The organism is Campylobacter sp. IFREMER_LSEM_CL292, assembly GCF_025771615.1.
GTDB classification, from domain to species: Bacteria; Campylobacterota; Campylobacteria; order Campylobacterales; family Campylobacteraceae; genus Campylobacter_D; species Campylobacter_D lari_D.
This window is the reverse complement of the sequence record NZ_JAKMQP010000001.1, coordinates 222,509-237,500: the sequence shown is the minus strand read 5'-3', so window position 1 is coordinate 237,500 and position 14,992 is coordinate 222,509. Positions and strand designations below refer to the sequence as shown.

Here is a 14,992-nt window from a genome sequence, read left to right as displayed (position 1 = left end):
TTTAAAGCACACCTTCTAATTTAAGTAAAGCTTCTTTGATAAATAAACCACCATTGTATCCGCCTAAGTGATTTTTAGCTACCACTCTATGACAAGGTATAAAAATTGCAAGTTTGTTTTTAGAATTTGCATTACCTACCGCTCTAAAAGCTTTTGGATGATTGACAAAAGAAGCAATTTCTTGATAAGTTTTAGTTTGTCCATAGGGAATTTTAATTAAAGCTTTATATACTTTTTGCTCAAATTCGCTCCCCTGAAGAGCTAGGGGTGTATTAAAGAAAAAAAGTTTTTTATTAAAATAAAGGTCTAACTCTTCTAAGGCTTGTTCTAAAATAGCGTGTTTATCTTTAGTAAAATTGGGCTTATATGTTATAAAATCAACATTGATAAGTTTATTTTCATTGCTCTGCAAAAGAATATAAGCAAAACTAGCTTTGTAAAAACTTTGATACATTTTTTCCTCATTTTAAAATAATCATTGTATGAATTTTAAATTAATTAATTGTTATTAAAGCAAAAATTTAGTTAAAATAGTGATTTAATTTATATCAAAGGAAAATATTTGAGGATTTTATTATTTAGTTTGATTATAAGTTTAAATGCATTAGCTTTAGATTACACTTGTGGGTATGTCAAAGAAAATAAGATGGATTTTTTTAAAGAGTTTAAACCACAAGTTTCTCAAGATTTTGCTCAAGTAGATTTAAATTGCGATTTTTCTTTAAAAAATAGTCAAATTACAAAAAGATTATATGAGCTTGCTAATGAAATTAGAGGAAGTAATAGTGCCTGTATGGGAGGGGAATATTTTAGCGATTTGAGAAAATTTGATTTTAAATTATTAGAAATTGCGCTTGATCCGCAAGTTTATCAAAAAACTTTACAAGATCCTATAATACTTGAAGAAAAATTTGCAAAATTAAAAGCTTATTTTAGATTTTGGGCTTATCAAAGTATAGGAAATTTTAAGCTCTTTAAGGAATTTTGGAAAGAATATAATAATGCGATTAATCCTTTAACAAAATATTTTCAAAACGAATTTAATCTAGATAAAGCAAGTGCTATTTACTTTGCTAGTAATGCTTTGAATGAATTTTTAAATTGGGCAGTTGGCGAGACTAAAATCTTTAAAGATATTTCGGACTTTGAAAAATTTGTGGCTAATAAAAACAACTCTTTAGAACAAATAAAAGAATATATTTATTCTAAAAAAATTAGCAATTTAGAATTAAATAATGGTTTTAAATCTGCTTTGTTAAACAATAGAGAAAGTCAAATTATAAGTGAGTTTATAAAATTAGGTGTAAAAATAAATGAAGGTTATGAGTCTGCTTTGTTTTTTGCATTAGATAGTGCAGATAATGTCAAGCTTTTATTAGAAAATGGGGCTATTATTGATTATAGAAATTCTTTTGGAAAAACACCTTTGTTTTATGCAGTTGAATACAACAATTATAAGGTTGCAAAAGTTTTATTAGAAAATGGAGCTAATGTAAATCAAAAATACATTAACGATAATGAAAAACTTTCTATTGCTAGTATGGGAAGTAATACGCCATATTTCATTACTTTATGTGCACTTGAGCATACTTCTAAAAATATTTTTATGCATGGAGCAAACTATGCAGATGTAAAAATGCTTAAGTTACTTATAGATTACAAAGCAAATTATAAAGAAATTGATGATTTGGGATTTAACGCTCTTGATTTTGCCATAATTGCAAAAAAAGAACAAAATATTAAATATCTAAAAAAACTTGGTTTAAAGGAAAATGAGAATTTGATGCTATATGAAGAGACACAACCATGAAAACTGCTTTAATAACTGGAGTAAGTTCAGGTTTTGGACTAGAGAGTTTAAAAGCTTTAATAGAACTTGATTATAAAGTTATAGCTATAGCAAGACGCAAAGATAGATTAGAAAAACTACAAGAGCTTTATGGGGATAAAATTTATCCCATAGAACTTGATGTTAGAGATAAACAAGCAGTTTTTGCATCAATTGAAAATTTACCTCAAGATTTTGGCAATATTTCTTTGCTTATTAACAACGCAGGTCTTGCTTTAGGTTTAAATGAATTTGATTCTTTGGATATTGAAGATATTGAAGCCATGGTAGATACTAATATCAAAGGCTTTTTATATGTAGCAAGAGCTGCTTTACCTTTACTTAGAAAAGTAAAAAATGCCCACATAATTAATCTTGGCTCAATTGCAGCTAATGTACCTTATTATGGAGGTAATGTTTATTGTGGTACGAAAGCTTTTGTGGCACAATTTTCTAAAGCTTTAAGAACGGATTTGCGCGGAAGCAATATAAAAGTAACAAATATTGCTCCAGGGCTTTGTAAAACTGAATTTAGTGAAGTGAGATTTAAAGGTGATATTAAAAAAGCTGATGAGGTTTATGAAAATACTAAATATATCAAAGCTGAAGATATAGCAAAAATTATTACTTTTATCATTAGCTTACCTGAGCATATTAATATTAATGAAATAGAGCTTATGCCTGTGACTCAAACATGGGCAGGAACTTTTAGCGAAAAAATATAAAAACTTAAGGAAAAATATGAAAATTTTTTATTTATTATTGGCTCCTTTGTTGTTATTTGCTGATGCACAAGCAAATGCAGAACTTTTTGGAGCTTGGACGCTTTTACCACCGGTGATAGCTATTATTTTAGCTTTTGTTACTAAAGATGTAGTACTTTCGTTATTTATTGGTGCATTAAGTGGTACTTTTATGTTAGGACTTATTGAAAATAGTATTTACCATGCTATCATTGCTTCTTTTACAGGCTTTATTTCCAAAGTGGTAAATGCCATGGCAAGTCCGGGTAATGCAGGAATTTTATTGCAAGTTTTAACTATAGGTGGTGTTGTAGCTCTTATTACCAAAACAGGGGGGACAAAAGCAGTAGCTATTTGGCTTTCTACTAAAGCTAAACAAGCAAAAAGCTCACAATTTGCTACTTGGTGCATGGGAATTTTTATTTTCTTTGATGATTATGCCAATTCATTAATCGTAGGTCCTATCATGCGTCCGGTAACAGATAAATTTAGAGTAAGCCGTGAAAAGCTTGCTTTTATAATGGATGCAACTGCAGCACCAATTACCGGTCTTGCTATCATTTCTACTTGGATAGGACTTGAAATTTCTTTAATTCGCAGCGGATATGATCTAATTGATAATGCAACTTTTGCACATTTAGGTGTAGTAAAAGAAGAAATTAACGCTTTTGAAATCTTTGTACAAACCTTACCTTATAGATTTTATAATCTTTTTATGTTGATTTTTGTTGTTTTGACTATTTATACAGGTAGGGAATTTGGACCTATGTTAAAAGCTGAGCTTAGAGCTAGAGCGGGTAAATTTTCTCATGGTCATGAACAAATTGATAATATAGAAGATAAGGTCTTAGAGCCAAAAGAGCATGTAAAATTGCAAGCTTCTAATGCTATTATACCTTTGGCTGTCTTGATTGTGTTTTCATTTATAGGTTTTTATTTTAGTGGTTATAATGCCTTAGATGATGTGAGTGTTAAAGCACAAATTGATGCAGCACCGCTTAGTTTATTTGCTTTTAGAGAGACTTTTGGCGCAGCTGATGCTTCAGTTGTATTATTTCAAGCAGCACTTTTAGCTACTATAGTAGCTATTATTTTGGGAATGTATAGAAAAATATTTACTTTAAAAGAAGCTATTGCGGTTTGGACTCATGGCTGGAGAACTATGATTATGACTGTGATTATTTTACTTTGTGCATGGTCATTAGCTTCTGTGATTAAAGATTTGGGAACTTCTAAATATTTAATTGACTTATTTTCAGATAAAACACCTCTTTATTTGCTTCCTACAGCAATTTTTATTTTTGCTTCTATTATTTCTTTTTCAACGGGAACTAGTTATGGAACTATGGGTATTTTAATGCCTTTGGCTATTCCTTTAGCTATGGCTGTTGGGGTTCATAATGAATTAAGCGGAGCAGAGTTACACCAATATATGATTATTAATATTTCAGGGGTTTTAACAGGAGCTATTTTTGGAGATCATTGCTCGCCAATTTCTGATACAACTATACTTTCGTCTATGGGAAGTAAGTGTGATCTTTTAGCTCATGTTAGTACACAAATGCCTTATGCTTTGAGTGTTTGTGCTATTAGTATACTTTGTGGTTATTTACCGGTAGCATTAGGACTTAATGTGTGGCTAGGACTTGTTTTTGGAATCTTAGCTATGATAGTTTTACTTTTTGTGGTTGGCAAAAAGGTAGATGCGTAAATGCATTTTGAAGAAAAAATTGCTTTAAACAAAGCATTGTTTTCTTCTTTATATGATGGAGAAATTCAGTGCTTTAAATCACCTTTAAAAGCTTATAGAACTAGGGCGGAATTTTCTATATATCATCATGAAAATGGGAAAATTTCTTATGCAATGTTTGAAAATAAGAAAAAAATTCCTATTGAAAATTTTGATATAGCAGATGAAAAAATTCAAAAATATATGCCTATTTTATTAAATAATCTAAATGAAAATTTAAAAGAAAAGCTTTTTGGAGTAGAGTTTTTAGCTACAAAATTAGATTTAAGTATAACTTTACTTTTCCATAAAAATATAGAGCTAATCACACAAGATTTACAAGAATTAGCAGAAAAATTAAATCTCAAGCTCATAGCAAGAAGTAGGGGTAAAAAACTTGTATTTAATGGAGAAAATTTAAGACAAATTTTAAACATCAATACAAATGAATTTTTATATGAGTTTAATAATGATTGTTTTATCCAGCCCAATACTTTTATTAATGAAAAGATGATCGAATGGGTTGTATCTTGTATAGAGAGTGATTTTAAGCAAGATTTATTAGAGCTTTATTGTGGTTATGGAAATTTTACCATAGCTTTAGCAAGAAATTTTAAAAAAGTTTTAGCAACTGAAATTTCTAAGAAAAATATTGAGTTTGCTTTAAAAAATTGCGTTTTAAATTCTATTGAAAATATAACTTTTACAAGGCTTTCTAGTGAAGAGTTAAGTCAAGCATTGAAAAAAGAAAGGGAATTTAATCGCTTAAAAGACATAGATTTAGATGGTTTTAAAATATCTCATGTCTTAGTTGATCCTCCAAGAGCAGGACTTAATTTAAGTGTGATTGAACTTATTAAAAATTATGAAAATATCATTTATATATCGTGCAATCCTATCACTTTAAAAGAAAACCTTGAGAAATTATGCAAAACTCATAAAATATCCAAATTTGCATTTTTTGATCAATTTGCAAACACAAATCATCTTGAATGTGGTGTTTATTTGAAAATCAAATAACAATATAAAACATTAATTTTGCACATATTACAATAATTATAGTAAAAATAAATACAATAGGATGAATATATGCATGAAAAGGATTTTGTTTTTTTAAGATTATTTTATAAAAAAGAGAAAATAGTATTAATATAAAAATACATAAAGCAAAGAATATTTTGCAAATAAATATCCAATTTAATGAATTTAAGTGAAAATGAGCTAAATATAAACCGCTAAGAAATAAAATCAATACAATAGGTGGCATTATTTTAATTGTATTTTTTATATCCAAATTTAATTTTCTTAATAAGAATACATCGGTAAATAAAAATCCTATAAAAAATATAGCGCAAAATAAATGTATTATTAGTATATAAGGATAAATATCGATCATGATTACAACCTTTATTGCGATAATTTTTAATATTTTACAATACTCAGTGGTAAAATTTATTGACTTATGTTAAATTATATTAAGCATTATAAAATAATAATGCAAGTTTTATTAGTATAAATAAAGTCTCTAATGTCATAGTTTAATCTAAGCTAAATTGAGTTTGTCAATACTACAAATATTTGTAAATTTAAAATATTATAACAAAGTTACAAGCTTTAATTTTTTGATATTTTTTATCTTAAATGCAGAATGTATTTAAGGAAAAAACTTATATAAGTTAGAATTTATGTAATCTTTGTTACTATTAAAATAGTTGATTTAATCAATTAATTTTTACAAAGGATTTCTCATATTTTTTCAAAAAATTACTTATACAAATAGAAAAATACTCTATAAAGTCAATGAAATTTTAAAGCCATTTGGATTGAAATCAAGTGATTGGAGAGTTTTTGTTTATTTAAGCCATCATCAAAATAGCACTTTAGCTCCAATATGTGAATTTTATCAAATGGATAAAGCTATACTTTCTAGAGTTGTTTCCAAACTAGCAAAACTTGAATATATAGAGTTTTTAAAAGCTGATGATAAAAGAGAAAAGATCATTACTTTAAGTGCCAAGGGTAAAGAAATTTTTTTTGATGCAAATGTTTGTATAAGAAAATATGAAAAAGAAATCTTAGATATATTAGATGAACAAGATCAAGAAGTGCTTTTAAAATTACTTGATTATATCAATGAAAAAATTTAAGAAAGGTTTTTTCATGGGTCTTAGTAAGAAATATAATTTATTTAATATAAATTTTTTCTGTATTTTTGGGATAAATTTTGTTATTTGTCTTGTTTTTTATATGAGTACTATTTCTAGTACAGATTATGTTTTGGGTGTTTTAAATCTTCAAACTAGCACCGCAGGACTTATAATGGGTGCTTTTGTTATAGGTGCTTTGCTTTCTAGACTTTATTTTGGTTCTATTATTGATGGTATTAATATAAAAAAAGTGATTATATTTTCACTTTTATTTTATCTTTTTATTAATTTAATGTATTTGAAATTTTATAATGTGTATTTTTTGGTATTGATACGCTTTTTAGCTGGAGTTTGCTATGGAATTTGTTCTTGTGCTTGTGGGGCAGCTATTGCTAGAATAATACCTAGCAATAAAAGAGGAATTGGTATAGGGTATTATGCTACGAGTGTTGTTTTAACTTCAGCTTTAGGGCCTTTTTTGGCCATAAAGCTTGACTCTATCAACTTATTTCAGCTAAGCTTTTTAATTGCAAGTGTGAGTATTATCTTTGCATTGGTTTTATCAATTTTTTTAAAAGTAAGAAGATTTAAAAAACATTATCATGTAAAAAGAAAATTTAGTATTTATAATTACTTTGAAAAATCAGTTTTAAATTTGGCTTTGATTACTTTTTTGATCGCATGTCCTTTTGGAGCTATTATAGCTTATATGAGTGCTTATACTCAAAGTTTAAATTTAAGCTTTGCTGGATCTATGTTTTTTGTAATATATGCTGGATTTTCTATAGTTTTTAGACCTCTTGCTGGAAAGGTATTTGATAAACATGGAGCTAATATTGTAATAATTTTTTCATTATTTAGTTTTATATTGTGTTTACTTTTACTTGCGTTTGCAAAAAATTTTTATATGATTATTATCGCCGGTATATTTTGTGCACTAGGTTATGCAAATGCTACTTCAAGTGCACAAGCTTTGGCTATCAAACTAGCTCCTAAAGAAAAAATGGGGTTAGCTAATTCTACTTTTTTTCTATCTTTGGATTTTGGCATAGGAGTTAGTCCTTATTTGTTGGGTATTGTTGAACCAAGTATAGGTTTTGCTAATGTCTATGCACTTTGTGCTGTACTTGTTTTGTTTGCTCTTGTTTTATATTATTTATTAATAGTTAAAAAAACTTTTTGTTAATTTTATTTTAGATACAATGCTTTTTTAAAAATAAGGAAAAAGCATTGTGTGATACTCATAAAATACTAAGTTCTATGAAAAATATCGCCATTATAGGACTTAGTCCTAATCAAGAAAAACCTTCGTATTTTGTAAGCAAATATTTACAAGATTTATCTTATACAATTTATCCTATCTATCCTAAAGAAGATTTTATTTTAAACGAGAAAGTTTATAGAAATTTAAGGGAAATTCCTTCTGAAATTGACACGGTTGTAATGTTTAGAAAAGCAAGTTACGCAAATGAAATTTTTGAAGATCTTTTAGCTAAAAATGTTAAAAATTTTTGGATGCAACTTGGTATTATTAACGATGAAATAATGCAAAAATGTAAAAAATTTGGTATAAATTGCGTTCAAGATCGTTGTATTAAAATAGAATTAGATAAAAAGGTAAATCATGATTGAGTTAAATAAAATTTATCAAGCAAAGCAAAAAATTGCAGATTTTGTATTAAAAACCCCTTTGGTGCACTCTTCTTTTTTAAGTGAGTTTTTAGATACTGATGTTTTTCTAAAATGTGAAAATTTACAAAAAACAGGTGCTTATAAAATCAGAGGTGCTTATAATGCTATTGCTAATTTAAGTAAAGAACAAAAGCAAGCAGGTGTAATAGCTGCAAGCGCTGGAAATCATGCACAAGGAGTTGCAATTAGTGCTAAAAAATTTGGGATAGAAGCTGTGATTGTTATGCCTGAAGCTACACCTTTGCTAAAAGTAAGTGCGACTAAAAATTTAGGCGTAAAAGTGATTTTAAAAGGAGATAATTTTGATGAGGCTTATGCTTATGCGTTAAATTATGCTAAAGAACATCATTTAAATTTTATTCATCCTTTTGAAAATGAAAGTATTATAGCAGGGCAGGGTACTTTAATGCTTGAAATGCTTGATGAAATAAGTGATTTAGATATGATTTTAGCTCCAGTTGGTGGTGGAGGTTTGATTAGTGGAGTGGCGAGTGCTGCTAAGCAGATTAATCCTAATATAAAAGTTATTGGAGTAAGTGCTAAAGGAGCTCCTGCTATGTATGAGAGTTTTAAAAGTAAAAAAATAATCAATTCAAAGGCTGTGAGAACCATAGCTGATGGTATTGCAGTGCGTGATGTAAATAAAATTAATTTTGATATTATTCTTGAATGTGTTGATGATTTTATTCAAGTTGATGATGAAGAAATAGCTAATGCGGTGTTATATTTACTTGAAAAACATAAAATCACAGTTGAAGGTGCTGGAGCATCAGCAGTTGCTGCACTTTTACATAAAAAAATAGATTTAAAAAATCATAAAAAAATAGGCGTGATTTTAAGCGGTGGAAATATTGATGTACAAATGTTAAATATTATCATAGAAAAAGGTTTGTTTAAAGCTTTTAGAAAAATGCTTATCAATGTTACTTTGGTTGATAAACCAGGAGCTTTGAGTACTTTGAGTGATGCTATAAAAGAAGCTCAAGCTAATATAGTTAAAATTGATTATGATAGATTTTCCACTAAGTTAGAATATGGTGATGCGATGATTTCAATTACTTTAGAAACAAAAGGAAAAGAACATCAAGAATTAGTCAGAAAGATACTTTATGACAAAGGTTTTAATTTCAATGAAATTTTATGATAAATGAAATATAATATTTTGTAAATAAATTATAAGGAAAAAAATGTCGCAAGAAAAAATTTTAGAACCAGATACATTAATAACCTCTAAGACAGATTTAAAAGGGGATATTATTTATGCTAATGATGATTTTTTAAAATATGCGGGTTATAAAATGGAGGAAATTTTATATAAACCTCACAATATTGTGCGTCATCCTGATATGCCAAAAACTGTTTTTAAATGTTTATGGGATTATATACAAGATGGAAAAGAAATTTTTGCTTTTGTTAAAAATAAAACCAAACAAAATGATTATTATTGGGTTTTTACTAATGTTACAGCTTCTTTTGATGAACAAGGAAATATTATAAATTATTATTCAGTTAGAAGAAAACCTAAAAGAGAGGCAATATCAACCATAGAGCAAGTTTATAAAATTCTTTTAGAAATAGAAGAAAAAGATGGTATAAAAGCCGGAGTGGATGAACTTGTTAAGATAGTTAATTCTTATGGTATGAGTTATAATCAATTAATTTTAGAGCTTCAAAGATGAATTTGATAAATTTTGTTTATAAATTATTATTTTGTATTAAGATATAATCACTCTCTTTTTAATTTTAAACTAAGGAGATTGTGTTATGTCTTCAGAAAAAATTCTAACCTCGGATGTTTTAATAACATCAAAAACTAATTTAAAAGGTGAGATTATTTATGCAAATGAGGATTTTTTGAGATATTCTGATTATAAAATTGATGAAATTTTATACAAACCTCACAGTATTATGCGTCATCCTGATATGCCAAGAACGGTTTTTAAATATTTATGGGATAACATTCAGCTTAAAAAAGAAATTTTTGCTTTTGTAAAAAATAAAACAAAATATAATGATTATTATTGGGTTTTTGCTAATGTAACTGCTTCATGTGATGAAAGTGGAAGCATTTTAAATTATTATTCAGTTAGAAGAAAACCTAATGTTGATGCTATCAAAACAATAGAAGAAATTTATAAAGTTCTTTTGTTGAAAGAAAAAGATGGTGGTATTAAATCTGGAATAGAGGAGTTAAAAGCAATAGTAAAATCTTATGGGGTGACCTATAATGAACTAATGATGAAAATTCAAAAATAAAAAAAGGATTTCTTATGAAAAATATTTTGTTTCTTGGTATAGTTTTAAGCATAGTAGCCTGTATTAATTCTTTGCTTTATGCAGAGTTTATTTCTTTAGGTTTCTTTTTAGTTTTGTTTTGTTTATTTATATATGGATTGTTTATTTTAAAAAAAGAAGAACAATTTAGTGATAAGATTTTACATCTTAGTAGAGAGTTAAAAAATGGTAATTTTGATTCAAGAATTGTATATATTAAATGTACTAATAAAAAATTAAAAGAAATTGCTGATAATCTTAATAATACAATAGATGGTTTAGAGGCTTATTTAAGAGAGATAAATACTTCAATTGCTTGTTCTCAAAAAGGTGAATATTTTAGAAGAGCTATCCCTGAAGGTTTAAAAGGTATTTTTGTTCATAATATTAACTTTATTAATAAAGCTTTGGATGAGATAGAAAAAACTGGAAAATTGGTGTTTAAGAATGCTTTATCAAGAGAACTTATGGACTTGAGTTTAAATAGTCAAAATAAAAATTTATTAAAATTATCTACAGATTTAAATGCTATCATTAAACTTATGAGGAAAGTTTTTGGTGATATTAAAGTTATTTCTAATACAGCGCAAAAAAATGGTATCGAGATTGGTGGCTTACAAGAATCAATTGGTTTTATGATGCAAGTAGCCAATGAAAGTAAAAATGCTGTTGATACTTTTGCTTCAAATTCTCAAAATATCAATGCGATTGTTGAGGTAATTAGGGATATTGCAGATCAAACTAACCTACTTGCTTTAAATGCAGCTATTGAAGCAGCTCGTGCAGGAGAGCATGGTAGAGGTTTTGCGGTAGTTGCAGATGAAGTAAGACAACTTGCTGAAAAAACACAAAAAGCAACAGGTGAAATTACTTTAGCAATTCAAGTAATGAATCAAGAAATAGGCTTAATACAAGAAAATAGTGAGAAGGTTTATGGTATAGCTAGTTCTTCTGATGCTAAAATTTTAGATTTTAGCCAAGCTTTTAAAGATCTTGAAGGAAAGAGTTTGCATTTAGGAGAAGATTTTGTTAATTTTGCATCTGATTTAACTCTTTCTGCTATGAAAATAGATCATATATTATATAAATCTGATGTTTATTTAACTCTAAATGGTTCTCAAGAAAATCTTCAAAATCTAGATCCTATTTCAACTTTATGCAAAGATGAAGATGCAAAAAGCATTTTCTGTCCTTTAATTCCTCCTAAAGAATTAGAGTCTAAAAGTGAATTTATTCAAAATGTAGCTAACAAAGCAGTGAAGCTTTCTAAAAAGGAAAGCATTTCTAAAGAGGATTATGATTGTATTATAGAAGATATACAAAATTTAGAAAGAGAAAGTAAAGCTATTATAGATAAATTAGAAGCTTAAAGCTTCTAATTTAGATAAGAGCTATTTTTAAAACTTCTTGTAAATTTTTTACCCCAATAATTTTCATATTTTTTACTACTTCTTCAGGAATATCTTTTAAATCTCTTTCATAGTTTTTATGTGGGATAATGGCTGTTTTAATATCAGCTTTATAAGCAGCAATAAGTTTTTCTTTTAAACCACCTATTGGTAGAACATTGCCCATTAGATCAATTTCTCCAGTCATTGCAACATTTGATTTTACTTTCTTGTCGCTAAAAATAGAAGCAATGGCTGTGGTAATAGTTATGCCTGCACTTGGTCCGTCTTTTGGAGTGGCTCCATCTGGTACATGAATGTGAAGATTGTATTGATTATATATGTTTTCATCTTCTTTGTAGAAAAGTTTCTTTGAGACTTTAATTTGTTCATCATCGATTAAATTCTTAACAAGACTTTGAGCAATTTTTGCTGATTCTTTCATTACATCACCTAAGCTCCCTGTTAAAGTTAGATCACCCTTGCCTTTGATTTTAATGGCTTCGATTTTCAATACATCTCCACCTACCGCAGTCCAAGCAAGTCCATTTACCTGTCCGATTTTATTTTCTTTTTCGTGCTTTTCTATTTCAAAGACTTTTTTACTTAAAAAATCTTTTAAATTTTTATCATTAATTTCAATATTTTTAATATCTTTTTCTAAAAGAAGTTTTTTAACACATTTTCTACAAATTTCAGCAATTTTTCTTCTTAAATTTCTTACACCTGATTCTCTAGTATATTCATTTACTATTAATTCTATAGCATCATCACTAAAGCTTATTTCTTCTTTTTTTAATCCATGTTTTTTTATTTCATCAGGTATGAGATAGTTTTTGGCTATTTGGAATTTCTCTTGAGGGGTGTAAGAGCTAAGTTCTATAAATTCCATTCTATCTTTTAGAGCAGGTGGAATTAAACTTGCATCATTTGCAGTAGCTATGAAAATGATTTTGCTTAAATCGATGTTGAAATTTAGATAATAATCTCTAAATTTAGTATTTTGTTCAGGATCTAAGATTTCAAGTAAAACTGCACTTGGATCTCCTCTATGATTGCGACTTAGTTTATCAATTTCATCAAGCACAACTACTGGGTTGCTTTGTTTTGCTTCTATAAGTCCTTGTATAATGCGTCCTGGCATAGCTCCTATATAGGTTCTTCTATGTCCTCTTAGTTCATTAACATCTTCTAAACCACCTAAAGCTATGCGCACTAACTCTCTTTTTAATGCCTTTGCGACTGAATTTGCTAAAGAAGTCTTGCCAACACCAGGAGGGCCAACTAAGCACAAGATGACTTTTGCACCATCTCTATCTTTAATCTTGCGTTTTTCTAAAAGTTCTTTAACTGCAAAGTATTCTTCAATACGCTCTTTTGGTTTTTCTAGGGCATAGTGATCACTATTGAGTTGTAAAGATACATCTTTTAAATTTAGTTTTTTCTTTGAGGAGTGCTCAAAAGGTATATCTAAAACCGTTTCTATGTAAGTTTGCACCATAGAAGCTTCTGAATTATCTTGATGAATTCTTTCATATTTTTGAATTTGCTTTTTGATTTCTTTATAAGCCTCTTCATACATAAAAGCTTTTTTCTTTTCTAATTTTTTATTATATTCCTCTACTTCGCTTTCTTTTTGTATATCGCTTCCAAGCTCTCTTTGAATTTGTTTGAGTTGTTCTTTTAAAAAGTATTCTTTATTAACCTTGTCAATTTTAGAATGAACTTTATTTTTGATTTCTTTTTGGATTTTATTTGCTTCAATTTCTTTAGCTAAATAATCAATTAAATTTAAAAGCTTGGTTTCTAAATTAGTTTCGATAAAAAATTCATAAGCTTGTTGTTTTTTGATTTTAATAGAATTTAATATTAGATCACAAATTCTGCTAGGCTCGACATCTTCTTCTATGGTTCTTAAAAGATCAGGTGGGAAATAATGACTCACAGTCGATAAAGCTTTTGCTTTTTCTCTAACTACTTCTATAATAGCTTCTTTTTTTGTATTGCAAATTGGCTCTTGGTGAATTAAATCAACTAAAGCATATAAAGGATCATCCGAAATTCTCTCAACAATTTTGGCTTTTGCATATCCTTGGAATAAAATTTTAATCCTGCCATCAGGCAGTGGAACTTTTCTCATAATACTCCCAATGACACCACAATCATATATATCATCAAAGCCACGCCCACCTTCAATTTTTGATGGTGCCACAAAAATCATACTTTCATTTTGTAAAGCGGTATCTAAGGCTTTAATATTTTGCATATCATTTAAAAAAATAGGTGTTATCATAAAAGGGTATAAAAAAAGCTCATCTTCTACAAGAATGGGAAGTTTTGTTGGATAGTTTTGAGTATTTTCTAATTTCATTACATTATACCTTCTTCAAATATTTTTCTATACCATGGAAGTTCTGGTTTAATCATATCGATTTTATTAAAATCGGAATTTTCGATTTTTTGCTTATAAATCTCATAGCTTTGTTCTCTGTTTTTTTTCTGATATAACTCTGCTATACTTGTATCAAGGTAAAAAACTGCAAGATTAAATTTAGTTAGCATAGTATCGATTAAATCATTATATTGTACATTAGGATAGTTTTGATTATATTCTTTGATTTCTTCTATTGTTTTTAGCATTAAAGCTTGGTTACGATTTGGAACAGCAAAAGAGTCAAATTTAGCTTTGATTTTTAAATATCTTATATAAGCTACATTTTTAGAATCACCAAATTTGTTTAAATATTCATCAAGATAAAAATTTGCCATTTCATATTCTTCTTCGCTAATATGAGCTTGAGCTAATATAAGTAAAGTTTGTTCTAATAATGGATCAGCAATATGTTCACCTGCCATTGAAGTATAGTGTTTATCAGCTGCTTCAAGATTTTTTTCTTGTAAATCTTTTATAATTTGTTGATACCATTCCATAGAACTTAGATTATATAAATCTTCAGCTTTTTTCGAGCTACATGCTCCTAAAAATAAACCTGCAATAATAAGTGAAAAAATAAAAAGTTTTTTCATTGTGTTACCTTATAAATTTAATAATTGTAATTATAATGTTTTTATGTTTATGAAATTGTTAATTTTTAAAACTAAAATTATAGTCAAAAACTCTTAATTAGTGTAATTTTTAAAATTGGAACTAAAATTGCTTAATGAGTTGTAATTTCTTAGTCAATAGATTT

At 27.7% G+C, this 14,992-nt stretch carries 13 protein-coding genes and 1 pseudogene; 11 read left to right on the top strand and 3 right to left on the bottom strand.

The genetic code is table 11. The features are described from left to right. Position 1: 1 nt before the first annotated feature. Entirely contained in the window at positions 2 to 454 is a 453-nt protein-coding gene (locus tag L8T82_RS01190) for a methylated-DNA--[protein]-cysteine S-methyltransferase (protein WP_263725698.1), read from the bottom strand. Positions 455 to 562: 108 nt separating this feature from the next. Here L8T82_RS01190 and L8T82_RS01185 point away from each other — a divergent pair, with 108 nt between their 5' ends. The 11 genes and pseudogenes from L8T82_RS01185 to L8T82_RS08005 form a co-directional block, all read left to right on the top strand. Next, complete coding sequence (locus L8T82_RS01185) at positions 563 to 1,810, top strand: ankyrin repeat domain-containing protein (protein ID WP_412175055.1); 1,248 nt, start codon at positions 563 to 565, stop codon at positions 1,808 to 1,810. After that, entirely contained in the window at positions 1,807 to 2,553 is a 747-nt protein-coding gene (locus L8T82_RS01180) for an SDR family NAD(P)-dependent oxidoreductase (RefSeq protein ID WP_263659074.1), read from the top strand. Before L8T82_RS01185 ends, L8T82_RS01180 begins: the two co-directional genes overlap by 4 nt. Positions 2,554 to 2,569: 16 nt before the next feature. Next, a complete protein-coding gene (locus tag L8T82_RS01175; RefSeq protein WP_263725697.1) occupies positions 2,570 to 4,282 on the top strand; it encodes a Na+/H+ antiporter NhaC family protein in 1,713 nt (570 codons plus the stop codon). Continuing rightward, positions 4,283 to 5,320, top strand: coding sequence for a tRNA (uridine(54)-C5)-methyltransferase TrmA (gene trmA / locus L8T82_RS01170; RefSeq protein WP_263660093.1), 1,038 nt, complete (start codon positions 4,283 to 4,285; stop codon positions 5,318 to 5,320). Positions 5,321 to 6,123: 803 nt separating this feature from the next. Continuing rightward, positions 6,124 to 6,447, top strand: coding sequence for a MarR family winged helix-turn-helix transcriptional regulator (locus L8T82_RS01165; RefSeq protein ID WP_133318774.1), 324 nt, complete (start codon positions 6,124 to 6,126; stop codon positions 6,445 to 6,447). A gap of 13 nt (positions 6,448 to 6,460) precedes the next feature. Then, positions 6,461 to 7,633: an MFS transporter gene (locus L8T82_RS01160; protein WP_263659077.1), complete on the top strand. Its 1,173-nt coding sequence runs from the start codon at positions 6,461 to 6,463 to the stop codon at positions 7,631 to 7,633. A gap of 74 nt (positions 7,634 to 7,707) precedes the next feature. Further along, positions 7,708 to 8,079, top strand: coding sequence for a CoA-binding protein (locus L8T82_RS01155; protein WP_220567274.1), 372 nt, complete (start codon positions 7,708 to 7,710; stop codon positions 8,077 to 8,079). Then, a complete protein-coding gene (gene ilvA / locus L8T82_RS01150; protein WP_263725696.1) occupies positions 8,072 to 9,283 on the top strand; it encodes a threonine ammonia-lyase in 1,212 nt (403 codons plus the stop codon). Before L8T82_RS01155 ends, ilvA begins: the two co-directional genes overlap by 8 nt. A 43-nt stretch (positions 9,284 to 9,326) precedes the next feature. Next, positions 9,327 to 9,818, top strand: coding sequence for a PAS domain-containing protein (locus L8T82_RS01145; RefSeq protein WP_133318778.1), 492 nt, complete (start codon positions 9,327 to 9,329; stop codon positions 9,816 to 9,818). An 85-nt stretch (positions 9,819 to 9,903) separates the two neighbouring features. Continuing rightward, entirely contained in the window at positions 9,904 to 10,395 is a 492-nt protein-coding gene (locus tag L8T82_RS01140) for a PAS domain-containing protein (protein WP_263709147.1), read from the top strand. A gap of 716 nt (positions 10,396 to 11,111) precedes the next feature. Beyond that, a pseudogene (locus tag L8T82_RS08005) lies at positions 11,112 to 11,783 on the top strand (methyl-accepting chemotaxis protein); the annotation flags it as partial. A gap of 10 nt (positions 11,784 to 11,793) precedes the next feature. Here L8T82_RS08005 and lon read toward each other — a convergent pair. Continuing rightward, complete coding sequence (lon, locus tag L8T82_RS01130) at positions 11,794 to 14,172, bottom strand: endopeptidase La (protein WP_133318781.1); 2,379 nt, start codon at positions 14,170 to 14,172, stop codon at positions 11,794 to 11,796. Beyond that, the gene (bamD, locus tag L8T82_RS01125; RefSeq protein ID WP_133318782.1) at positions 14,172 to 14,828 is read right to left on the bottom strand and encodes an outer membrane protein assembly factor BamD; all 657 of its coding nucleotides are present in this window, start codon (positions 14,826 to 14,828) and stop codon (positions 14,172 to 14,174) included. The genes lon and bamD overlap by 1 nt, the downstream gene beginning before the upstream one ends. Positions 14,829 to 14,992: the final 164 nt, after the last annotated feature.

What these genes read in the sequence shown, in the direction of transcription:
- L8T82_RS01190 (WP_263725698.1), bottom strand. Translation starts at nt 454, where the DNA reads ATGTATCAAAGTTTTTACAAAGCTAGTTTTGCTTATATTCTTTTGCAG.
- L8T82_RS01180 (WP_263659074.1), top strand. Translation starts at nt 1,807, where the DNA reads ATGAAAACTGCTTTAATAACTGGAGTAAGTTCAGGTTTTGGACTAGAG.
- L8T82_RS01175 (WP_263725697.1), top strand. Translation starts at nt 2,570, where the DNA reads ATGAAAATTTTTTATTTATTATTGGCTCCTTTGTTGTTATTTGCTGAT.
- trmA (WP_263660093.1), top strand. Translation starts at nt 4,283, where the DNA reads ATGCATTTTGAAGAAAAAATTGCTTTAAACAAAGCATTGTTTTCTTCT.
- L8T82_RS01160 (WP_263659077.1), top strand. Translation starts at nt 6,461, where the DNA reads ATGGGTCTTAGTAAGAAATATAATTTATTTAATATAAATTTTTTCTGT.
- L8T82_RS01155 (WP_220567274.1), top strand. Translation starts at nt 7,708, where the DNA reads ATGAAAAATATCGCCATTATAGGACTTAGTCCTAATCAAGAAAAACCT.
- ilvA (WP_263725696.1), top strand. Translation starts at nt 8,072, where the DNA reads ATGATTGAGTTAAATAAAATTTATCAAGCAAAGCAAAAAATTGCAGAT.
- L8T82_RS01145 (WP_133318778.1), top strand. Translation starts at nt 9,327, where the DNA reads ATGTCGCAAGAAAAAATTTTAGAACCAGATACATTAATAACCTCTAAG.
- L8T82_RS01140 (WP_263709147.1), top strand. Translation starts at nt 9,904, where the DNA reads ATGTCTTCAGAAAAAATTCTAACCTCGGATGTTTTAATAACATCAAAA.
- lon (WP_133318781.1), bottom strand. Translation starts at nt 14,172, where the DNA reads ATGAAATTAGAAAATACTCAAAACTATCCAACAAAACTTCCCATTCTT.
- bamD (WP_133318782.1), bottom strand. Translation starts at nt 14,828, where the DNA reads ATGAAAAAACTTTTTATTTTTTCACTTATTATTGCAGGTTTATTTTTA.